At 57.1% G+C, this 21,341-nt stretch carries 18 protein-coding genes, 1 pseudogene and 1 riboswitch; of the genes and pseudogenes, 9 read left to right on the forward strand and 10 right to left on the reverse strand.

The genetic code is table 11. The features are described from left to right. Positions 1-12: 12 nt before the first annotated feature. From ACR0FB_RS04265 to ACR0FB_RS04295, 7 genes are all read right to left on the reverse strand, one after another. A complete protein-coding gene (locus ACR0FB_RS04265; RefSeq protein WP_480620189.1) occupies positions 13-1,059 on the reverse strand; it encodes a LacI family DNA-binding transcriptional regulator in 1,047 nt (348 codons plus the stop codon). Continuing rightward, a complete protein-coding gene (locus ACR0FB_RS04270; RefSeq protein ID WP_480620190.1) occupies positions 1,059-1,808 on the reverse strand; it encodes a sugar phosphate isomerase/epimerase family protein in 750 nt (249 codons plus the stop codon). The genes ACR0FB_RS04265 and ACR0FB_RS04270 overlap by 1 nt, the downstream gene beginning before the upstream one ends. A gap of 71 nt (positions 1,809-1,879) precedes the next feature. Beyond that, entirely contained in the window at positions 1,880-2,962 is a 1,083-nt protein-coding gene (locus ACR0FB_RS04275; RefSeq protein ID WP_480620192.1) for an ABC transporter ATP-binding protein, read from the reverse strand. A 3-nt stretch (positions 2,963-2,965) separates the two neighbouring features. After that, positions 2,966-4,621: an alpha-glucosidase gene (locus tag ACR0FB_RS04280; RefSeq protein WP_480620193.1), complete on the reverse strand. Its 1,656-nt coding sequence runs from the start codon at positions 4,619-4,621 to the stop codon at positions 2,966-2,968. 9 nt (positions 4,622-4,630) lie between these two features. After that, positions 4,631-5,779 carry a carbohydrate ABC transporter permease gene (locus tag ACR0FB_RS04285; protein WP_480620194.1) on the reverse strand — a complete coding sequence of 383 codons (1,149 nt, stop codon included), beginning with the start codon at positions 5,777-5,779 and terminating at the stop codon, positions 4,631-4,633. A 3-nt stretch (positions 5,780-5,782) separates the two neighbouring features. Continuing rightward, positions 5,783-6,790, reverse strand: a complete 1,008-nt coding sequence (locus ACR0FB_RS04290) for a carbohydrate ABC transporter permease (RefSeq protein ID WP_171723788.1) — start codon at positions 6,788-6,790, stop codon at positions 5,783-5,785. 55 nt (positions 6,791-6,845) lie between these two features. Continuing rightward, on the reverse strand, positions 6,846-8,204 hold the full coding sequence (locus ACR0FB_RS04295; protein WP_171723789.1) for an ABC transporter substrate-binding protein: 1,359 nt from the start codon (positions 8,202-8,204) through the stop codon (positions 6,846-6,848). A 220-nt stretch (positions 8,205-8,424) separates the two neighbouring features. On the opposite strand from ACR0FB_RS04295, the gene ACR0FB_RS04300 reads away from it, so the two are divergent. From ACR0FB_RS04300 to ACR0FB_RS04340, 9 genes and pseudogenes are all read left to right on the forward strand, one after another. Beyond that, on the forward strand, positions 8,425-9,462 hold the full coding sequence (locus tag ACR0FB_RS04300) for a LacI family DNA-binding transcriptional regulator (RefSeq protein WP_171723790.1): 1,038 nt from the start codon (positions 8,425-8,427) through the stop codon (positions 9,460-9,462). Beyond that, positions 9,459-10,760, forward strand: a pseudogene (locus ACR0FB_RS04305) (GH1 family beta-glucosidase); the annotation flags it as partial. The gene ACR0FB_RS04300 and the pseudogene ACR0FB_RS04305, both read left to right, overlap by 4 nt. After that, on the forward strand, positions 10,737-11,795 hold the full coding sequence (locus ACR0FB_RS04310) for a glucokinase (RefSeq protein ID WP_245218070.1): 1,059 nt from the start codon (positions 10,737-10,739) through the stop codon (positions 11,793-11,795). The pseudogene ACR0FB_RS04305 and the gene ACR0FB_RS04310, both read left to right, overlap by 24 nt. Before the next feature lie 31 nt (positions 11,796-11,826). Beyond that, positions 11,827-12,753, forward strand: a complete 927-nt coding sequence (locus ACR0FB_RS04315) for a carbohydrate kinase family protein (RefSeq protein ID WP_209833887.1) — start codon at positions 11,827-11,829, stop codon at positions 12,751-12,753. A gap of 16 nt (positions 12,754-12,769) precedes the next feature. Continuing rightward, positions 12,770-13,435, forward strand: coding sequence for a D-lyxose/D-mannose family sugar isomerase (locus ACR0FB_RS04320; RefSeq protein WP_171723793.1), 666 nt, complete (start codon positions 12,770-12,772; stop codon positions 13,433-13,435). Between the two features lie 99 nt (positions 13,436-13,534). Then, positions 13,535-13,732, forward strand: a riboswitch (cobalamin riboswitch). 98 nt (positions 13,733-13,830) lie between these two features. Then, positions 13,831-14,187, forward strand: a complete 357-nt coding sequence (locus tag ACR0FB_RS04325) for a DUF1636 family protein (protein ID WP_171636155.1) — start codon at positions 13,831-13,833, stop codon at positions 14,185-14,187. Further along, entirely contained in the window at positions 14,184-14,957 is a 774-nt protein-coding gene (locus ACR0FB_RS04330) for an ABC transporter ATP-binding protein (RefSeq protein WP_480491186.1), read from the forward strand. The genes ACR0FB_RS04325 and ACR0FB_RS04330 overlap by 4 nt, the downstream gene beginning before the upstream one ends. A 16-nt stretch (positions 14,958-14,973) precedes the next feature. Beyond that, the gene (locus ACR0FB_RS04335) at positions 14,974-15,924 is read left to right on the forward strand and encodes an ABC transporter substrate-binding protein (RefSeq protein ID WP_480491184.1); all 951 of its coding nucleotides are present in this window, start codon (positions 14,974-14,976) and stop codon (positions 15,922-15,924) included. Between the two features lies 1 nt (position 15,925). Further along, on the forward strand, positions 15,926-16,936 hold the full coding sequence (locus tag ACR0FB_RS04340) for a FecCD family ABC transporter permease (protein WP_171636159.1): 1,011 nt from the start codon (positions 15,926-15,928) through the stop codon (positions 16,934-16,936). Between the two features lie 23 nt (positions 16,937-16,959). Here the strand turns inward: ACR0FB_RS04340 and ACR0FB_RS04345 are convergent, their stop codons facing one another. The 3 genes from ACR0FB_RS04345 to ACR0FB_RS04355 form a co-directional block, all read right to left on the reverse strand. Continuing rightward, positions 16,960-17,739, reverse strand: coding sequence for an inositol monophosphatase family protein (locus ACR0FB_RS04345; protein WP_480620196.1), 780 nt, complete (start codon positions 17,737-17,739; stop codon positions 16,960-16,962). 266 nt (positions 17,740-18,005) lie between these two features. Beyond that, entirely contained in the window at positions 18,006-20,450 is a 2,445-nt protein-coding gene (locus ACR0FB_RS04350) for a GcvT family protein (RefSeq protein WP_480620198.1), read from the reverse strand. Between the two features lie 8 nt (positions 20,451-20,458). Continuing rightward, complete coding sequence (locus ACR0FB_RS04355; protein ID WP_480491180.1) at positions 20,459-21,340, reverse strand: phosphotransferase; 882 nt, start codon at positions 21,338-21,340, stop codon at positions 20,459-20,461. Position 21,341: the final 1 nt, after the last annotated feature.

Raw genomic sequence — 21,341 nt, forward strand, 5'->3', positions numbered from 1 at the left:
TCCTCTGTTGGCTCAGTTGGTCTGCGCCATACCCGGCGCCGGGGTGTCAGGTTGCCGCTCGATCAATGTGGCCCTGATCTTTTTTTGCGTTTCCGACGGATCAACGCCGTCCAGTGTTTTTAGCATGAATTCACCCAGCAGGCGGCTGGTCTCGCCGATTGGCAAATAATAGGTGCTGGGTGGGGGGACGAAATACTGGCTGAGTTTCAGATCGTCGTTTGAAATGACGACGACATCCCTGCCGACCTGAACGCCCATATCGGCGGCGGCGGACAATGCGCCAAGGGTCATCGCCTCGTTGGCGCAAATGATGGCGCTTGGCCGGTTGTGCATTCGCATGAGCGCCGCAAAGGCCCTTTGCCCGGTCTTCGCCGTGGTCGGGCCGGGAAGAACAAGGGCCGGGTCAAACTCCATGCCACCTGCCGACAAAGCATCAGAGTATCCCTGAAGTCGTTGACGGGCATAGATCAGGTCATCCGGCGGGTTGATAAGCGCTATCCGTTTGTGCCCCAATGCCAGCAGCCGGGCCGTTGCATCAAAAGCCGCAGCCTGACTGTCGAGATCCACGTAAGGATGTGGTTGGGCACTGTCACTCATCCCGTATGTGACAAACGGAAATCCCTCATCTTGCAGATAGGCGATACGCGGGTCATTCACCCGAGTTCCCGAAAAGATTACGCCGTCTGCCAACCCTTCCTGTACAATGGAATGCAGGGTCTGCAATGCGGCTTTAACATCTCGTACACTGAAGACACTCAACTCATAGCGTGACCCTTGAACCGCGTCGGATATTCCGGCCAGGATCCGGGTGAACTCCACACCCTCCCACTCTTCAGCGGCGCTGCCCGAAACGCTGACCAATACCGCAATCCTGTAGGATTTATTGGTGCGCAGCTTCAGGCCGTCCAGATTGACCCGATACCCAAGCTCGGACGCCGCCTTTTGGATCTCTTCCCGCGTTTCCCGTTTAACCGACGAAGCGCCGCGCAGGGCGTTTGAAACCGTGCCTACTGAATAGCCTGTCATACGGGCGATCGATTTGATCGTTGCCCGCGCCATCAGCCGATACCCCCAAGCCGTTCAGTCAAAAACAACCGCCCCATTTGCAAGGTGCGCCTGTGATCGGCGGTTTCATCATGCTCGACGAAAAGGTCGGTGCACTTGGTGCTTGAAAGGGCTCGTATCGTGGCGTCCCAATCGACAACACCCTCACCCGGATTGCGCCAGCGCCTGTCGCCTGATCCGCCCTGCGGATCCACGTCCTTTGCATGAACCGACAGGATGCGATCCGCATGGCGCACCAGCAGGTCAGCCACGTCCTGACCGGCCGCGACAATCCAACCGATATCGGGCTGCCAATAGATGTTTTCTTGCGCCAGAATCAGTTCAAGAGGTGTTTTTCCCGGCGCGCCGAACAGATCAAAGTCGTGGTTGTGATAGGCCAAACTGACGCCGTGATCTCCTAGTTGTTCTGCCCAATCGGACAACTGGCCCGACACTGCCTTCCATCCCTCGACAGTGCCGGGCCGCACCTGTGGCGCCAGCCAAGGCATGACCGCCACCTGGCATTCCAAAAGGTGCAGTACTTCAACGATCTCGTCGAAACGCTCGTGGAACTCCTCCCAATCAAAATGTGCAGAACGAAGGTTAAGACCTGATTGATGGACGATGCGTGCCATCTCTTGCGGTGTCATGTCATGCAGACCGGTAGTTTCGATATCCGAAAACCCGCAAGCGGAAACCAACTTCAGTTGGTCCGAGAGGTCACCGTATTGCCGAACCGTGTAAAGCTGCGCCGATACCCGCATTTTTCACCATTGAAACGTTTCAATTATGGTGAAACACAAAACGCAATTCTGTCAAGAACTGCGTTTCGCTGCTATTTGCGCATGGACAATCCATTGTGGAACAGATGCACCTTGTCCGGTGAGGCCGTGACCGAGACCGTCTGGCCGCGCAGGTTCCGCTGAACCCCCGGCAGCTTTGCAATGACTGCATCCGCACCATCGGCTTTCTCAAAATACAGCAGCGTGACTTCGCCCAGGGCTTCGGTGAAATCCACCTTGCCGGACAGAATCGCGGAGTCTTCCGTCATCGCCAAATCTTCGGGGCGCACCCCGATATTGACCTTTTTCCCAAGGTCATTGTCTTCAGTTGGAACCGCGGATCTTGCAATCCCGCCTGATGACAGTTCAACGGTGGTCGTTTCGCCGGTTCCGGTGATTGTGCCGGACAACAGGTTCATGGACGGCGAACCGATGAACTGCGCAACAAACTCGTTGTCAGGCGCCTCATACAGTTCAAGCGGTGTCCCGACCTGCGCGATGCCCTTGTTGGCCAATACCACGATCCGACTGGCCAGTGTCATCGCCTCGACCTGATCGTGGGTCACGTAGATCATGGTGCTGTCAGGCATGGCCTCTTTCAGACGCGCGATCTCGATCCGCGTGGCCACCCGAAGTGCCGCGTCGAGGTTCGAGAGGGGTTCGTCGAACAGATACACCTTTGGGTCACGTACGATCGCGCGCCCGATGGCAACCCGTTGACGCTGCCCTCCGGAAAGAGCTTTTGGCAGGCGGTCCAGGAATGGTTCCAGCTGAAGGATTTGAGCGGCACGGTCTACGGCAGCATCAATCTCGGCCGTGGGCATCTTCGCGATTTTCAGGGCAAAGGCCATGTTCTCGCGAACGGTCATGTGGGGATACAAGGCATAGCTTTGAAACACCATCGCGATGCCCCGCTGTGCAGGCGGAACATCGTTCATGACCTGCCCTTCGATTTCCAGCGTGCCGCCTGTAATCTTCTCCAACCCGGCAATCATCCGCAGCAGGGTGGACTTGCCGCATCCGGAAGGACCGACAAAAACGATCAATTCGCCTTGTTCGATGTCGAGGTTGATGCTCTTCAAAACATCGACAGGGCCATAGGACTTGGCGACATCCGTAAGGTTGAGTTCAGACATGCTTTATCCCTTTTTCCTGTACATCAGGATGAACTGCGCCGCGTTCAGGACAACGTTGCCGCTTCCTTCGACACCGCCCAGGTCCTGACCCATGACCCGCCAACTGCCTTCGGGCAGCTTGAACGCGGCAGAATCCGTGCCCAGATTGAACGCGCAGAATATCTGCTTATGCGAATCCTCACGCATAAAAGACAGAATCGAACCCGTTTCCGTCATGCCGGTCTGCGCCCCCGTTGCCAAAGCAGGATGCGCATGCCGCAAGGCAATGGCGCGACGGTAGTGGTTCAACATCGAGCCTGGATTCGCCTCCAATCGGTCCACCGCCTGCCCGGCCTGCTGTGCGCTTACCGGCAGCCAGGGCTCTGCTGTGCTGAAACCCGATTGTTCATCTTGTGCCGCCCAAACCATCGGTGTGCGGCAGCCATCGCGGCCCTTGTATTCGGGCCAGAACTCGATGCCGTAGGGGTCTTGCAGTTTCTCGAACGGCACATCCGCTTCGTGCAGGCCCAGTTCTTCGCCCTGATAAAGGCAGGCAGAGCCGCGCAGGCACATCATGAGAACCGCGTGCTGGCGGGTTGCGGCGTCATCCAGATTCCAGCGCGAGACGTGACGCTGCACGTCGTGGTTGGAAAATGCCCAACATGGCCATGCGTCACCTGCCTTCGCTTCCAACTGGTCGAAAACGTGCTTGGTGTAAGTGGCCGTCAATGCACGTTTTTCCAGGAACTCGAAGGCATAGCACATGTGCATCCGCTTATCCCCGGATGTGTATTCGCCCATGATCTCGAGCCCACGCTGCGCATCTCCGACCTCGCCCAGACAAGCCCGGCCTTCATATTCGTCCGTCAAGGCCCGCAGTCTTTCGAGGAAGGCGATGTTCTCGGGCTGGCTTTTTGAAAACAGGTGGTCCTGATGGTTGTAGGGGTTCACGGCCGGTGCGATCGTGGCGTTGCGTTGATCCATCGGCAGCGCAGGATTGTCGCGCAGCGCCTTGTCGTGGAAATAGAAATTGATGGTATCCAGCCGAAAGCCATCCACTCCCAGATCAAGCCAGAACCGCGCCACGTCCAGCAACGCATCCTGAACATTCGGGCAGTGGAAATTCAGATCCGGCTGCGATGTCAAGAAGTTGTGCAGATAATATTGCAGCCGTCGGGCATCCCATTGCCAGGCCGAGCCGCCGAAGATCGAAAGCCAGTTGTTTGGTGGCGTGCCATCCGGCTTGGGGTCAGCCCACACATACCAATCGGATTTCGGGTTTTCACGGCTGCTGCGGCTTTCGCTGAACCAAGGGTGCTGGTCCGACGTGTGCGACAGAACCAGATCGATCATGATCTTCAACCCTTTGGCATGCGCCTGATCCAGAAGCTCTTTGAAGTCCTCAAGCGTTCCGAACATGGGGTCGACGTCGCGATAATCGCTGACGTCGTAACCAAAATCCTTCATCGGCGATTTGAAAAACGGCGAGATCCAGATTGCATCAACGCCCAGCGAGGCGATGTAATCCAGTCGCGCAGTGATGCCCTTCAAATCACCGATCCCATCCCCGTTGCTGTCCTGAAAACTGCGTGGGTAGATCTGATAGATCACACCACCGCGCCACCAGTCCGAAGACAGTTTCGTTGCTTTGCATTGTTCAGGGTTGTTCTGCACGTTCATCAGACGCCTCTATTTGACAGATCCGGCCAGCAGGCCCCGGACCAGGTATTTTTGCATTGCGAAGAAGACGACCAGCGGCACGAAGATCGAGACAAAGGCAGCGGTGGCAAGGATTTCCCAATTGCCGCCACGTGTACCCAGCAGTTCGACGATGCGGTTCGTCATCACGGTTGTCTGGCCGGTCGCGTCGATCAGGAAAACCTTGGCAACAAGCAGGTCATTCCATGTCCACAGGAACTGGAAAATCGCGAAAGACGCCAGCGCCGGGAAGCTGAGTGGCAGGATCAGTTTGGTAAAGATCTGAAACTCTGTGGCGCCATCGACGCGGGCGTTTTCGATCAGATCACGCGGCAATCCGGCCATGTAGTTGCGCAGCAGGTAAATCGCCAGGGGCATCCCAAAGCCTGTATGCGCAAGCCAGACTCCCAGATAGCCTTTGCCGATCCCGATATTGAGGTGAAATTTCAGCAACGGGATCAAGGCCAATTGAAGCGGAACGACCAAAAGGCCAACAACGGCCGCAATCAGCAGGGCGCGCCCGGGAAACTCCATCCACGCCAGCGCATAAGCCGCAAAGGCGGCAACCAGAATCGGGATGATTGTTGCAGGGATGGTCACCGTCAGCGTGTTGAAGAACGCCTTGGCCATGCTGTCCGTACTGCTTTGATCCAGAAGAACCTTTCGGTAGTTTTCCAAAGTGAACTCGGGTGGCAGTTCCGCTGTTACGAAGATGCGCGCACCACGTTTCCCGGTGAATTCCTCGGTGTTTTCCATACGATAGTTGCCCGCCGCATCCACCGTGATCGTACCACCTCGGCGCAGCTCGGCTGTTTGGCCCGGTTCAAATGCATCAACCTCGCGCGAACTGATCCCCCATCTGGAAATCGTTGCTTGCTCATCTTCGCCGAACAACGCCCCCTGAATGACATACAGTCCGTTTTCCAGCACCTGCGTCTCGGGCGCGGCACTGCGAAGCGTCAGGTTTTGTTCAGAGGGAAACAGCGACCGCCACCAGCCGCTGGACGAAATCTGATCTGCCGTCCGAAAGGACGAAATCAACAAGCCAAGCGTAGGAATGACCCAAATAGCCACCAGGAAGATGACTGACAGATGCACCACCCATCTGAGCGCGGGTTTGGTTCCGGCGATATCGCTCATGGCTTACTCCATCTCCTTGCGCGCGTTGCGCACGTTCCAGACGAGGATCGGCGTAACAAGCAACATGATCACCATGGCCGAGGCGGATCCGACGCCCCAGTCATTGGCCCGGAAAAGCTTGTCGTACATGTAGTTTGCCAGCACCTGCGTCTCCCACTGGCCGTTCGTCATGGCAAAGACGATGTCGAACACTTTGAGAACGGTGATCGTGATCGTCGTCCAAACAACAAGGATCGTGGTTTTGATCTGCGGTACCTTGATCTTGAAGAAGATCTGAAAGGGATTGGCCCCATCCAAAATGGCCGCCTCGATGGTTTCTTCGGGAATACCGCGCAAGGCCGCCGACAGGATGACCATCGCGAAACCCGTCTGTATCCAGATCAGGACAACCATCAGAAAGAAACTGTTCCAGAAGGGGATTGTTAACCAAGTGTTGGGTTCGGTTCCGCCGAAGAAGATGTACAGCGCGTTCAGGATGCCTATCTGGTCCTGTTCCGCTGGTCGCGCATCATAAACCAGTTTCCAGATCACCGATGCACCAACAAATGAAATGGCCATCGGCATGAAAATCAGGGATTTGGCAAAGTTGCCCCAGCGGATGCGGTCGGTCAGTTGCGCCACGAGAAGACCAAAAGCCGTTGACATGGCCGGCACGACGATCAGCCAGAACATGTTGTTGCGCATGGCTTCCCAAAACTTCGGCTCCGCCGCCATTTGGGTATAGTTGTCCAGGCCAACCCAACGGTATCCGCCACCGGGCACGCGTTCCGTAAGCGAAAGGCGCAAGGTTTCAACCACCGGATACGCCAGATACAGCCCCAATGCAGCAAGCGCCGGGAACAGAAACAACCACGGGCGGATCAAGTTCGCACGGTTGATGTTTCGGCCCGCCTTTGGCCCGCGCGGCGGAAACAGGACTTTGTCCAGAAACTGGTTGGAAAGATAGAAGTAGCCCACGCAACCCGACACGCCGATGGCGATCGTCAGCAGGCCTTGTAATGCGGGTGTCATGATACGCCCATCCGTTTGGCAAACGGGGCGGCCTCAGGACCGCCCCATGAGTTGGTCACTTGATTGCGTCCCAGGAGGCCTGGATTTCACGTGCCACGGTGGCTGCATCTTTTGCACCCGACGAGTAATCGACCATCCCGGTCCAGAACGTACCTGCCCCGACTGCACCGGGCATCAGGTCGGACCCGTCAAAGCGGAAGGTCGTTGCGTTGGTCAGAATTTCACCCTGTCCCCGCTGTGAATCATTCGAATAGTTCGCCGGGTCCGCACCCAGATGTGGCGTCAGGAAACCGTCCTGCGACATCATGATCTCATGGGCGAAAGGTGTCTTGAGGAACTCCAGAAAGGCTTCGGCAGCAGGGTTTGGGTTGGTGATTGTGAACAATGTCCCTGCCCCAAGTACCGGTGTCCCCAGGTCTTTTTCGGCATAAGCCGGGAAGTAGAAGAAATCAGCATCCACCCCCAATTCGGTGCCTTCCGGAAAATAGGCGGGAATAAACGAAGCCTGACGATGCATCATGCAAGCGGGCGGGCTATCGAAAAGACCTTTGGGGCTGTCACGGAAATCGATTGCCGCCGTGTCGTCTGCGTCACCTACGACATAGTCGTCATTCCGGGTAAAGCTGCCATATTCCTCAATCGCGGCTATGACGCGGGGATCATCGAACTTCATTTCGTTCGAAACCCATTGGTCATAGACTTCAGGTGGTTGCGTACGCAGCATAAGATCCTCGACCCAGTCCGTCGCAGGCCAACCCGTTGCGCCGCCCGAGGCCAGACCGACGCACAAAGGCGTCTCGCCGTCCTCGACCATCTGATCCATCAGAGCCTTGAATTCTTCCATGGTTTCGGGCACTTCATACCCAAAGTCTTCGAAGTTTTCGGGCACGTACCAAACCAGCGATTTGACGTTCACATTGAAGAAGAACCCGTAAAAATCGTCAGACCCTTCCGCGTCCTCAAACGTACCCAGATCGACCCAGGATTGTCCCGCGGCGAAGTTTTCCTTGATCCAGTCCGCAGTGCCTTCGGCCAATGGCGTCAGATAGCCCTGTTTTGCGAGGTTTGCCGCCAAACCAGGCTGCGGGAAAACAGTCAGATTCGGCGCCGAGCCTGCGGCCGCATCAATCAGGATCTGCTGTTCCAGAGAATCCGAACCCACATAGCTGGAATTCGCGCCTGTTGCCTCATCGAAATAGGCCACGAGGTTTTCGAAGGACTTGCCCTCGCCAGCCAGCCAGGGGCCGAAAATGGTCAGGCTTTCGCCGGAAAGATCATTCGCTTCGGCAAAGGCCTGAAACCCATCCCAGTCAAAACTGCCCTCGCCGACGGCGTGGATCATCTCACCCTCTGCCTGAACTGATCCGGCCATCAGGGCGAGTGCCGCCGCACCTGCGTAAAGCCCGTGTTTCATCAAATCCTCCTCCCAAGCTTTCATGTACTCAAAGACTCGCTTTCAAAGCGCTTTGGATAACGTGTGTTATCCGCTAACATCGGCACCCTGTCAATATTTTGCTTCCCAGCGCCAAAATAAATTATATTTTTTGCTTTTAACGCAAAACAAGTTGACGGATGCCGTATTTGCTCACAAAACAAAAAAGAGCCACTCAATTTAAGGCGCTTTGAATCGTAAAATGAACCTGAAGCAGCTCTCGGAAGTTCTGGGCCTTTCGCAAACTACGGTCAGCCGGGCGCTGAACGGGTACCCCGAAGTGAGCGAGGACACACGTGCGCGCGTTCAAGCCGCGGCACGCAAACACGGGTACCGGCCGAACAGTCGCGCCAAAGGGCTTGCGACCGGACGATCGATGGTGATCGGCCACGTCATTCCCAGCTCGTCCCGGCATGAAATGGTCAACCCGATCTTCGGAGATTTCGTCGCCGGTGCCGCAAAGAAATACGCTGAACATGGCTATGACATGATGTTCACCAATGCCGACGACACTTCGATTGAAGAAGCGTATCGGAGTCTTTTTAAGCGCGGCGCGGTGGACGGAGTCGTGCTGCAAGGCCCCAAAGTAAACGAACCACGGATCGAAGTCCTGACCCGCATGGGCGTCCCATTCATCGTGCACGGACGCTCGACCGGCGTCGACGCTCAGTATGACTGGATCGACGTGAACAACAAAAGTTCGTTCATGCGCGCCACGCGCTTTCTGATTGACCTTGGCCATCGCCGTATCGCTCTGATCAACGGTCTGGAAGATATGGATTTTGCCCAACGCCGCCGCGACGGATATCTTGAGGCGCTTGGTCAGGCCGGGCTTGCGCCCGATGCAAATCTGATGCGCAGCGCTGAAATGACAGAGGTTTACGGCCATCACGAAACGCAGAACATGTTGCGCCTCGATTCCCCTCCGACCGCTATTTTGTGTTCATCGATGATCTCTGCCATCGGCGTACGGCGTGCGCTGTCCGAAAACGGGCTTGAGATGGGTACGGATGTGTCAGTGATCGCCCATGACGACGACCTGTCCTATTTGAAGAACGGGCAGGATGTTCCGATTTTCACGGCAACACGCTCATCCGTCCGTCAGGCGGGTGAAATGGCGGCTGACATGTTGATCCAGCGCATCAAATCCCCGAATGATCCCGTCAAAACTAGGCTGCTGGAGGCCGAGCTGGTCGTTGGTAGGTCAACCGGCCCTGCACCCAACAGGGTGCAACCATGAAATACGCACGCGCTGACTTTCCCAAAGATTTTCTCTTTGGTGTTGCCACTTCTGCGTACCAGATTGAAGGCCACGCACAGGGCGGGGCGGGGCGAACTCATTGGGATACCTTTGCGGCGTCGCCGGGCAACGTGGTGCGCGGGGAAAACGGAGACGTCGCCTGCGATCACTTGAACCGGTTCGAGCAGGATTTCGATCTGGTGCGCGAGGCCGGGTTTGACTGTTATCGTTTTTCAACCAGCTGGGCACGCGTACTGCCCGACGGGCGTGGTCAGGTCAATCAGGCAGGGTTGGATTATTATGACCGATTGGCGGACGCCCTGCTGGAACGCGGTATCCGCCCCTGCGTGACGCTTTACCATTGGGAATTGCCGTCAGCGCTTGCGGATCAGGGGGGATGGTGCAATCGCGACATCGCGGATTGGCTCGCGGATTATACGCAGGTCATCATGGGTCGGATCGGAGACCGGATGTTCAGTGCCGCGCCGATCAACGAACCCTGGTGTGTCAGTTGGCTGAGCCATTTTGAAGGCCACCATGCGCCCGGTCTGCGCGATATCCGCGCCGCCGCCCGGGCGATGCATCATGTTTTGTTGGCCCACGGGCGGGCCATTCAGACCATGCGCAGTCTTGGGATGGGCAATCTGGGTGCCGTGTTCAACCTCGAATGGTCCGAGCCCGCGGATGACAGCGCAGATGCGCGGCTTGCGGCAGATCGCTACGATGCGATCTACAACCGGTTCTTCCTTGGCGGTGTTTTCAACAAGGAATATCCCCAAATAGCCTTGGAGGGGTTGGAGCCGCACTTGCCCAAGGGCTGGCAGAACGACTTTGAAACCATCGGCACACAAGTCGATTGGTGCGGGTTGAACTACTATACCCGAAAGTTGATAGCCCCGGCGGACACCGCTTGGCCCAGCCTGCAAGAGGTTCCCGGACCGTTACCCAAAACGCAGATGGGATGGGAAATCGATCCCTCTGCCCTAACCCGCTTTCTTGTCAGAGCAAGGAAAGACTATACGGGCGCCCTGCCAATCTATATCACCGAAAACGGTATGGCGAGTGAGGAGCGCGTGCAGGACGATGATCGTATCGATTATCTCGACAAGCACCTTGCGGCCGTACTGGACGCTTTGGCACAAGGTGTTCCGGTGAATGGCTATTTTGTCTGGTCGCTGCTGGACAATTATGAATGGGCCTTCGGGTACGAGAAGAGGTTTGGACTGGTGGACGTGGATTTCGAAACACTTGCGAGAACGCCCAAAGCGTCTTTCATGGCGCTGAAATCCGCCCTGTCCGGGGGTCAGAGTGTCTCTCAGCCGTTAGCGCAACCATTCGGTGCCGTGCATGAGCATTGGAACCTGGTTGCGGATATCGGCGGTACGAACACACGTCTGGGCGTTGTTACGAACGGAGAATTGGCAGATCTTCGGAAACACCCGACGGGGACATTGGAAGATCTGCTCGAGGCGTTCCATGACCTCAGGGACGAGATCGGAACCAACCCACAGGCCGTCGTAGCAGCCGGAGCCGGGCCGGTCAGGGACGGAACGATTCAGTTGACCAACGCGAACCTGGATCTTTCGGAAACCGAGCTGACGAAAGCAACAGGAGCAGAGCGCACTTTTGTCATAAATGATTTCACCGCTGCGGCGTGGTCAGTGGCCGAGGTGACTCGGTCGGATGTTGCGGTCTTGCAGGGTCAGGCGACGCCGCCCGCTGGCACACGGCTGGTTGTAGGGCCCGGAACCGGGCTTGGTGTTGGTGCTTTGCTTTTTTCCGAAGGCAGGTATCACACGGTCTCCGGCGAAGGCGGGCACGTGGGCCTGTACCCGCGCCATCGCGACGAAGTTGATATCTTTGAGGCGGCACGTCGCATCGCACCGGGCTGTTTCTTTGGCGACAGCCTGGCGCTGGAAGCAGAAATGTTCCTGAGCGGAACCGGCCTGCCGATCCTGTATCAGGCGGTTGAATTGGCAGCCGGTCAGGCGCGGACTCAGGCGCGCTCTGCAAAGGACATTCTGAACGATGCCCGCAACGGCACCGATCTGGTCGCCGAAAAAGCAGCGCAGATTTTTACCACCCATCTGGGTGCTTTGATGGGTGATCTGGCGGTCACCTTGATGCCAGAGGGAGGCGTTTTCCTCGTCGGCGGCGTTGCCGAGAAAAACCGCTGGCTATTCAGCGACAACTTCAAGGATGCGTTCAACGGCGGCGGCCGCTTCAGCGATTTGCGCCGTTCCCTGAACCTTTACGTGTCTGAACAGGCAGAGTTCGGGATCATCGGCGCAAACAACTTCTGCAAGAACGCGCTGAGACAGCAACCAGACTGACCGAATTCTCTGTACCAAGAAGGACCAAGACATGATTCTGTGCTGTGGTGAAGCGCTGATAGATATGATTTCAGAACCGACCGCATCGGGCGCAATTGGTTTTGTGCCACATACTGGTGGTGCAGTTCTGAACACAGCCGTCGCGATGGGACGTCTGGGTGTTCCGGTTGGGATGCTGACAGGTTTGTCATCGGACATGTTCGGCCAGCAACTGATCGATGCGCTGAAAGCGAGCCATGTGGACACGACACATGTCATCATCTCGGACCGCCCTACCACGCTTGCCTTTGTGCAGCTCTCGGATAAACACGCGTCTTACAGCTTTGTTGATGAAAACACCGCAGGCCGGATGTTGCTGCCCGAGGACATGCCAGATCAGCTTCCCGCTGTCTCTGCCCTGTATCTCGGCGGAATCAGCCTTGCGTGTGAACCTTGCGCAGATGCATATGCCGCCCTTCTGGACCGCCACGGTTCCGACCGTGCGGTGATGCTGGACCCGAATATTCGCCCGGATTTCATCAAGGATCAAACCCGGTTTCGGACGCGTTTGAACCGCATGATCTCGCGTGCGGATATCGTAAAGGTTTCAGACGAGGACCTGGATTGGATCATTCCGGGCGCTGAATCCGAAGCCGCAAAAGCGTCTGTGCTGTTGCAGGCGGGTCCTTCCGTTGTCATCGTCACGCGCGGCAGTGACGGGGCGCACGGTTACCTGGCGGATGGTTCCGAAGTTTCGGTTCCCGTGAAACCCGTTGAAGTGGTCGATACGATCGGCGCAGGTGACACGTTCAACGCCGGCGTTCTGACCGAGCTCAGCCGTGCAGGGCATCTGACCAAGTCAGGTCTGCGCGGATTGACGGTTGAAAGCCTGCAAGCAGCCATGGAACTGGGCGCTGACGTGGCGGCCGTGACCGTTTCCCGAGCCGGGGCAGAACCCCCCTGGGCGCACGAACTTTGATCTTTGGGACGGCATGATGAAACGATCCGAAATCAACCGTATCAAGACCCGGGCACAGGCGTTCATTCAGTCCTTCGGTGCCGTGTTGCCACCCTTTGCGGATTGGTCGCCCGAGAAAATGCGCAGCCCTCTGGCCGAAACGATCCGCAGCCGCGGGCTGGGATGGGACATTACCGATTACGCCCAGGGCCGTTTTGATGAACTTGGACTGTTTCTATTCACTTTGCGCAATGGTGAGGCGAAGGATCTGAAATCCGGGCGCGGGATGCTCTATGCGGAAAAACTGTTGATCTCGAAAGAAAATCAGCTTTCTCCGATGCACCGGCATATCATCAAGGCAGAAGACATCATCAACCGGGGCGGCGGCGATCTCGTTCTGGAAATCCATGCGTCAGATCCAAACGGTGGCGTCGACCGCGACAACCCGGTGACGGTCCCAAGCGATGCCTGCCCTGTAACCTTGCAACCCGAAGAGCACTTGCGGCTGAAGCCGGGGCAAAGCGTAACTCTGATGCCCGGCATCTGGCACGCTTTCTGGGCCGAGCGCGGCGATTGCCTTATTGGCGAGGTATCGACCGTGAATGACGACCGTACGGACAATGTGTTTGAAAAGCCAATCCCACGGTTTTCAAAGGTTGAGGAAGATACCGAACCGGATTTTCTTCTTGTATCAGACTATTGACACCGTTCGGTCCGGGCTGGCGCACCAGGATCGCTGGCTCAACCGTTGCAATTCCGTCCACCACCCTTTCGCCTGCCGCTTGACAAGTCAGGCGTAGCCGGACTAGCTGAGCGGGATGGTTCCGTAAGGGATGAAAATGGGAACACGGTGCGGCGCTGGAATGTGCCAAGTCCGTGACTGCCCCCGCAACTGTAAGCGGTGAGCGACGCCACTTCACCACTGACCCAAAAGGGGTTGGGAAGGTCGGCCAAGCAACGACCCGCAAGTCAGGAGACCTGCCATCACACTATGAACCAACCCGAGGCGGGGCGTCTCGGAAGGAGGCTTGATGGCGCGTTTGCGTAATATCCGGGTATGTGCCCTCTGTCTGCATCTGGCAAACGACGGAGAAGGCAATGACCTGCTATTCTGATCACTACGTTCTGATCTGTTCAACATGTCAGGGGACGATGTCTGCCGAAGCCGCGCAAGACGCGCTGGATGCCCGGTTGCCTGACGGTTTTGAAACCCGAATGGTGGCCTGCATGGCAGGTTGTGAACGGGCCATGACCGTCGGATTTCAGGCCCCGGGCAAAGCGCAGTACCTGTTTGGCGATATCACGACATCCCGCGATCTGTCTGCCTTGGTCGAATTTGCGATCCAGTTCGGCGACAGCGACGACGGCTGGACCAGTGCCTCGGACCGCCCCCCTGCCCTTTTCGCAAAGACCTTATCGCGAATTCCCGCTTTACCTTTCGGGGGGTCATCATGAGTTTTCTGATTGCAGAGAATTTGGGATACTACGCTCTCAATGGCGACATCCTGTTGCAGGATGTGTCCTTTCGTCTGGAAGAAGGATCAATTCTGGCAATCGCCGGGCCGAACGGCGCCGGCAAAACCACTCTGCTGAAACTGCTGTGCGGGATTGAACGGATTGCGTTGGGCGATGTTTGGATAGAAGGACAAAGCCTTCGGACCCTGTCCGCCCGCCAACGTGCCCGCTCCATTGCTGTGGTCGGGCAGCAGGAAATGCCCGACGGGCGGATGCGCCTGCAAGACTACGTTGCGCTGGGGCAAATCCCGATTCAGGGCGAACGTTCGGTGACTCAGCACAGGGCTGATCTTGAACGGGTGCTGACGACGACCGAGCTGTTGCATTTTGCCAACAAAACGATGGGTCAACTGTCCGGCGGAGAACGTCAGCGCGCGCACATCGCGCGCGCTCTGGCCCAGAACCCGTCCTTGCTGTTTCTGGACGAGCCAACCAACCATCTGGACCCCGATGCCAAGGGGCACATGCTGTCTCTGGTCGCTGATCTGGGGGTAACGGTCGTCATGATCGTCCATGATCTGGTCATGATCCCGGAATTCGCCACCCATGTGGCGTTGATGAAAGCCACGCGCCTGACGGGGTTCGGGCCTGTTGGCGAAGTTCTGACCCCAGACCGGGTAAGTGAGACATTCGGCGTGGATTATCTGTGCTTTCAGCACGAAGGCCGCATGATCCCCGCACTGGACATCCGAAAACGGAAATTGTCATAATAACAGGAACTTACATATGATGCAGAAACTCTGGCCGGTGGTTGTCTTCGCTGGCTTCGCAGGTGGCGTGGCAGCGGAAGCCGTCACCGTGGACAATTGCGGCGAACCGCTGGTTTTTGACTCGGCGCCGGAACGTCTGGTCGTACATGATATGAACATGGCGGATATGGCCTTTGCACTCGGCCTTCAGGACAAGATCGTGGGACTTACCGGGATTTCGGGCTGGTACAAAACCAGCCCTGACTTTGATGCTCAGCGCGGCGACATCCCAGAGCTTGCCCCCAAGTACCCGACGATTGAAAACCTTGTGGCCGTCGAACCTGATCTGTTTTTTGCCGGTTGGTACTATGGCATGAAACCCGGCGGAGATGTCACGCCCGACACGCTGGAACCCTTTGGTATCAAGACCATGATCCTGACCGAAAGCTGCGTGCATCTGGACGAGGATCGCCCCGAAGCCAGCATGAACCTGTTGTTTGATGACGTTCTGCGCCTGGGCAAGGTCATGCAGGTCGAAGACAAGGCCGAGGCGCTGGTTGCCGGCTGGAAGGACAAGTTGTCCGCCATTCAAGCAAAAACAGCCGATCTGGAAAAGCCGCGGGTATTCCTGTTGGACGGACCGGCCGATGCTCCGTTTACCGCCGGCAAGTTCGCCATTCCCGATGCGATGATCGCAGCCGCTGGCGGTGAGAACGTAACTCATGATCTGGATACCAGCTGGGGCCGCACGTCGTGGGAAGCTGTGGCAGCGGCTAACCCGGAATTTCTGGTGCTGCTCGACTATCAGTCCGGCAACGGCGCAGAGGACACTTTCCAGTTCCTCAAGGATCACCCGGTGATGTCACAAACGGACGCGGTAAAGAACGAGCGCTGGATTGGACTGCGTTACGAAGAGCTGACTCCCGGCCCGGCAAATATCGAGGCGATCGAGAAGATGGCACAGGCGATGCACCCGGAGACCAACTGATATGGTCCAATTGGGCCGTTTGATAGTGCTGGGGGCGGTTGTTCTGACCGCCCTTTTGCTGTTGTCGATCGTCTATGGGACCACCCCAATCCCCGTGCGCGAAGTCTTTTCGGCCATCGGCCTCGGAACCGGTATGGTGGAAGGAGACATGTCGCCCTTGCACCGGATCGTCTTCGACCTTCGCCTGCCCCGCGCCCTGTTTGCCGCCGTGATTGGTGCGGGGCTGGGCGTCGTTGGTGTCGTTCTGCAAACAACGACGCGAAACGATCTGGCAGATCCGTTTCTGTTCGGTCTGTCCTCGGGTGCTGCTGCCGGCGCCGTTCTGGTGATCACCGTCACAGGGGATGTTCTGGGAATCTGGACGTTGCCGCTGGCAGCATTTTGCGGTGGCCTGATCGCGTCCGGCATTGTTCTGGCGCTGGTTCAGGGCTTGCGTACGAGCGCACCCGAAAAACTGATCCTGGCTGGCCTGGCGGTGTCCTTTCTGTTTTCCGCAATCACCAACTACCTTATTTTCTCTGGCGACAATCGCGCGGCTCATTCGGTGATATTCTGGATGCTTGGCGGCCTGGGACTGGCAAGATGGGAAACATTCCCGCTTGTCCTGATCGGACTGGGCCTGATCCTGAGCTATTCACTTTATCGCAGTCGGTGGCTTGACGCGCTGCTGACCGGGGATTTCACAGCCTCGTCACTGGGTATTCCCGTTCAAGGTCTGCGGTTCAGCATGTTTTTCGTTGCCGCTTTGGCGACGGCCAGTTTCGTTTCAGTTGCCGGTGTCATCGGCTTTGTCGGGCTGATGGTGCCTCATATTGCACGCGGCATCGCCGGTACTCTGCACCGAAACCTGCTGATCGTCTCGGCGATCGTGGGCGCGATTCTGCTGACATTGTCCGATATCTTGTCACGCCTTCTTCTGGCCCCGCAGGAGTTGCCCGTCGGAATCGTCACAACGTCAATAGGATCACTTTTTGTCTTTTTGTATTTGTTCAAATCTGATCGCGGAAGCTAGTTTTCCAAGGTTGCGCAACACTTTCATTTCTCAGCATTGATGAGGTCAAGCAGTTCAGCATGCAGTTCAGGGGTTGCGGCGGAAACGACCGCGCCATCTGAATCGAGGGCCAACGCATGCCCCTGCCAATCGGTCATCACTCCGCCAGCAGCCGTGATCAGAGGTGAAAGCGCCAGATAGTCATAAGGTTGCAGATCGTAATCCACCACAGCATCGACATGGCCCGAAGCAAGCAAGGCATGGGGGTAACAATCATAGGCAAATCGGCGCGTCTGCCCTGCATTCATCAACCGGTTGAACAGGTCAGGATGGTCGCAAAAAATCTTGTCGCCTTCATTCACATACAAAACCGAATGATCCAGACGCGTGGTGTGCGACACCTCTATCGGCCGCCCGTTCAGGCTGGCCCCGTTACCAACCACACCCAAATAGGTCTCATGCAAGGCCGGCATTCCGACCAGCCCCAACCGAGGGCGCCCATCCACAAGGTGCGCCAAAAGGAACCCGAACAAAGGATGGCCGGACAGAAACGAACGGGTTCCGTCAATCGGGTCAATCACCCACATATGACGCCCGTCGCCTGCTTCTTGCCCGTGCTCTTCGCCAAAGATGCCGTGTCCGGGAAAATGCTGTTTCAGGTAGGTACGTACTTCTGCCTCAACTGCCTTGTCGGCCTGCGTCACCGGGCTTTCATCTTGTTTGAATTCAATGCCCAAAGACCCCCGAAAAAAATGCATCGCGGATTCCGAGGCAATATCAGCAATCTTCATCGCATGCTCAGTCAACGCATCTGGGGTTACCATTTCCGGTCCTTTCGGCTGAAGTCATCCAATCTCCGACGGATGAAAGGTTGTTTACCCTGAAAGCTGAATGAGAAGTCTTGCAGTTCAGTTTTCAGATGGGCATGAGGTGTGACAATACTGAAAGTTTATCAATGGTTTATGGATCGAAACCCGTCAGATTCGACGAACTTTCGCACATTCGGGGCGGATTTGCCCTGTTTGCATGCTTTCCCCGTGTGTTCCGATCGCTGTGCGTGTGTCTGTTGATCAGCTCTTGCACCCTCGGGTCAGGTCTTCACCCGGCTCATCTGCGGGTCGTAAAGCGGTTCCAGCGTCACTTCGCAAGGAACCCTCTGAGTGGCGACATCCAATTCATATGTCCCTGATGTGACGTATTGTGCGTCGACACCGTTGGCGTTTCGGATGTAACCGTAGCCGATCGACTTTCCGACGGTGTAACCATAGCCGCCCGAAGTCAGCCATCCGACCCTTTCGCCATTCCGATAGATCGTTTCACGCCCCAGGAGAACAACCTCGGGGTCAACCGTGAAACATGCCAGCATCTTCTTTACGCCGCCGGTTTTTTGCGCCTCAGATGCGGCGCGCCCTTTGAAATCAATATTTTTCCGGAGTTTCACGGCCCAGCCCAAGCCGCTTTCGAACGGCGTATGATCCGGCCCGATATCCGAGCCCCAGGCGCGATAGCCTTTTTCAAGACGCAGCGATTCAATCGCCCTGTAGCCCGCATTGATCAAACCATGCGGGCGCCCTGCCTCCGCCAAGGCGTCATACACGGTCTGTGCATATTCTACCGGCAGGTGCAGTTCCCAGCCCAGCTCACCCACATAAGTCACGCGCAGCGCCTTGACCGGGCACCCCGCGATCCCGATGGTGCGGATCGTGCCAAACTTGAATCCGCTGTTCGAGACGTCATCGCGCGTCACCGCCGCCAGAATCTCACGCGATTTTGGCCCCATCAATGACAGAACCGCATTCGATGAGGTGATATCGAACAGCTGGCAATTCATGCCCTCGGGAATGCTGCGGTTGATCCAGTCGAAGTCATGCGTGGCATAGCCGGTGCCGGTGACGATATAGAACTCATCATGGGCTACGCGCCCAACAGTCAGGTCACACTCGATCCCGCCCTTGTCGTTCAGCATTTGGGTATAGACAAGCGCACCAACCGGTTTGTCCACATCATTGGCACAGATCCAGTTCATCGCCGCCAAAGCATCCGGGCCCTTAAGGGCGAATTTGGCGAAAGAGGTCTGATCGAACAACACAGCCGCTTCGCGTGCCGCTTTATGTTCGCGCCCGACAGCATCGAACCAGTTCTGGCGGCCAAAGCTGTATTCATCCTTGGGCACCTCGCCCTTTGACGCGTCCGCGTACCAGTTGGGGCGTTCCCAGCCCAGTTTCTCGCCAAAACACGCGCCCTGCTTTTTCAGCGTGTCATAAAGCGGCGATTTTCGGCAGGGGCGGCCCGAGTCATGTTCCTCATGCGGCCAACCCATCGTGTAGTGTTTGCCATATGCCTCGACGGTACGTGTGCGAACCCAGTCGGTGTCGAAATGCGGGCGGCCAAAGCGGCGGATATCGGCAGACCACAAATCGAAGGGCGGCTCACCCTTGTGCACCCATTCCGCCAGCGCCATGCCCGCACCACCGCCAGCCGCGATGCCAAAGGCATTGAAGCCCGCACCGACGAAAAAATTCCTCAACTCGGGCGCTTCGCCGATGATGAAATTGCCGTCGGGCGTGAAGCTTTCCGGCCCGTTGGTCAGCGTCTTGACGCCAGCGTTCTCCAACGCGGGCACGCGCCCCAGCGCAAGTTCCATCAGCTGTTCGAAATGATCGAAGTTGCTGTCGAGAAGGGTATAGTGGAAACCTTGCGGAATACCCTTGGTGGCCCAGGGGATCGGGTTCGGCTCATAGCCGCCCATGACCAGACCTCCGACTTCTTCCTTGTAGTAAGTCAGCCGGTCGGGATCGCGCAAAGTGGGCAGATTGCCGGGCACGTCGAAAGGTTCTGTCACCATGTACTGGTGCTCCATCGGAACCAAAGGAACGTTGACGCCAAAGCGGCTGGCAAAGGTGCGGGACCATTGCCCGGCGCAGCAGATCACTTTTTCACACTCGATCCGACCGTGTTCGGTGATTACCGCACGAATTTTGCCATCTTCGATCTCGATATCGGTGACTTTGGTATCTTCGAATATCTTCGCCCCGGCCATGCGGGCGCCCTTGGCCAATGCCTGCGTGATATCTGACGGGTTCGCCTGACCGTCTGTCGGCAGGTAAGCCGCGCCGATCACGTCAGAGACATCCATCAAGGGCCACAGCTCCTGCGCCTCGGATGGGGTCAGAAGCTGCATGTCCAGACCAAAGGAATGCGCCGTAGTGGCCTGGCGTTTCACCTCGGTCCAGCGCTCTTCGTTGCAGGCCAGACGCAAGCCGCCGTTCATCTTCCAGCCAGTGCCAAGCCCTGTTTCCTCTTCGATCTTGTTGTACAGATCGACGGAATAGCCCAGCAATTGCGTGATATTGGCGTTCGAACGCAACTGTCCCACCAGCCCTGCGGCGTGGAAAGTGGTGCCCGAGGTCAGTTTCCTGCGCTCCAGCAGCACCGTATCCGTCCAGCCCAGCTTGGCCAGGTGATAGGCGGTCGAGCAGCCGATGATCCCGCCACCGATAATGACGGCTTTGGCTGTATTCGGAAGGTCGGTCATGTCTGTCCTCAGGTGTTTTTGAAATCGGTTAGGGCTGCGCGGAACCGCGCCAGGTTTTCAGCTGTGTAGGCTGCGTAATCAAAGTCGATATCCGAGGTGATCTCGGACACCATGCTCCACATGGTTTCCCGCAGCAGCGAGGCGCATTTCATCGCCGTATAGCGGTGGCGCAGATCGTCGGTGACCGGGGCTTCAAAATAGCTCTCCAACACCCAGTCTTCCTGTTCAGGCGACAGGCCATTGTTCGACGCCAGCCCGCCCAGATCGAACAGCGGAGAATTGAACCCGGCATAGTCGAAATCGATCAGCCAAAGGCGGTTGCCGTCGTTCAGAAAGTTGCCACAGAGCAGATCGTTATGGCCAAACACCATGTCATACGGGCCGGCCTCGCGTTCCAACGTAGCGCCTGCATCGATCAGGTCAGGGATCAGCGTTGTATGGACACTGCCGCGTTCAGTGAGTGTCGCGGCATAGTCGCGGATGACGTGGAACACCCAGAACACCAGCGATGGACCGCGCAGGTGCTTCGGTACCTCGGCATGGCACGCCTTAACCAATTCCAGCACGCGCGGCAGCATATCCGGGTTGCGGACATCTTCCTCGGTCAGTGTACGGCTTTCGATGAACTCTAGCACCGTCAGATCGCCTGACGAGTGTACAACCGCTGGCGACAAACCCGCCGCATGGGCGGCTTTGCTGGCGGCCAGCTCATTGAACCGCATCACCTGATGCAGGGGGATGTCGTCGCCTACACGCACCACATAAGACCCGCTGCCATCCGTGACCTTGTAGTTCACATTGGTTATGCCACCGGTCAACGGAGCGGCCTCGATCTCTCCCTGCCAGATCGGCAGAGCGCGGATGCGGGTCATCAGGTCGGGATGGCTCATA

Source organism: Ruegeria sp. P10, from assembly GCF_056534925.1.

Excerpts from the sequence above, each read along its gene's own strand:
- ACR0FB_RS04265 (WP_480620189.1), bottom strand. The coding sequence starts at position 1,059 with ATGGCGCGGGCAACGATCAAATCGATCGCCCGTATGACAGGCTATTCA.
- ACR0FB_RS04270 (WP_480620190.1), bottom strand. The coding sequence starts at position 1,808 with ATGCGGGTATCGGCGCAGCTTTACACGGTTCGGCAATACGGTGACCTC.
- ACR0FB_RS04275 (WP_480620192.1), bottom strand. The coding sequence starts at position 2,962 with ATGTCTGAACTCAACCTTACGGATGTCGCCAAGTCCTATGGCCCTGTC.
- ACR0FB_RS04280 (WP_480620193.1), bottom strand. The coding sequence starts at position 4,621 with ATGAACGTGCAGAACAACCCTGAACAATGCAAAGCAACGAAACTGTCT.
- ACR0FB_RS04285 (WP_480620194.1), bottom strand. The coding sequence starts at position 5,779 with ATGAGCGATATCGCCGGAACCAAACCCGCGCTCAGATGGGTGGTGCAT.
- ACR0FB_RS04290 (WP_171723788.1), bottom strand. The coding sequence starts at position 6,790 with ATGACACCCGCATTACAAGGCCTGCTGACGATCGCCATCGGCGTGTCG.
- ACR0FB_RS04295 (WP_171723789.1), bottom strand. The coding sequence starts at position 8,204 with ATGAAACACGGGCTTTACGCAGGTGCGGCGGCACTCGCCCTGATGGCC.
- ACR0FB_RS04300 (WP_171723790.1), top strand. The coding sequence starts at position 8,425 with ATGAACCTGAAGCAGCTCTCGGAAGTTCTGGGCCTTTCGCAAACTACG.
- ACR0FB_RS04310 (WP_245218070.1), top strand. The coding sequence starts at position 10,737 with ATGGCGCTGAAATCCGCCCTGTCCGGGGGTCAGAGTGTCTCTCAGCCG.
- ACR0FB_RS04315 (WP_209833887.1), top strand. The coding sequence starts at position 11,827 with ATGATTCTGTGCTGTGGTGAAGCGCTGATAGATATGATTTCAGAACCG.
- ACR0FB_RS04320 (WP_171723793.1), top strand. The coding sequence starts at position 12,770 with ATGAAACGATCCGAAATCAACCGTATCAAGACCCGGGCACAGGCGTTC.
- ACR0FB_RS04325 (WP_171636155.1), top strand. The coding sequence starts at position 13,831 with ATGACCTGCTATTCTGATCACTACGTTCTGATCTGTTCAACATGTCAG.
- ACR0FB_RS04330 (WP_480491186.1), top strand. The coding sequence starts at position 14,184 with ATGAGTTTTCTGATTGCAGAGAATTTGGGATACTACGCTCTCAATGGC.
- ACR0FB_RS04335 (WP_480491184.1), top strand. The coding sequence starts at position 14,974 with ATGATGCAGAAACTCTGGCCGGTGGTTGTCTTCGCTGGCTTCGCAGGT.
- ACR0FB_RS04340 (WP_171636159.1), top strand. The coding sequence starts at position 15,926 with ATGGTCCAATTGGGCCGTTTGATAGTGCTGGGGGCGGTTGTTCTGACC.
- ACR0FB_RS04345 (WP_480620196.1), bottom strand. The coding sequence starts at position 17,739 with ATGGTAACCCCAGATGCGTTGACTGAGCATGCGATGAAGATTGCTGAT.
- ACR0FB_RS04350 (WP_480620198.1), bottom strand. The coding sequence starts at position 20,450 with ATGACCGACCTTCCGAATACAGCCAAAGCCGTCATTATCGGTGGCGGG.
- ACR0FB_RS04355 (WP_480491180.1), bottom strand. The coding sequence starts at position 21,340 with ATGAGCCATCCCGACCTGATGACCCGCATCCGCGCTCTGCCGATCTGG.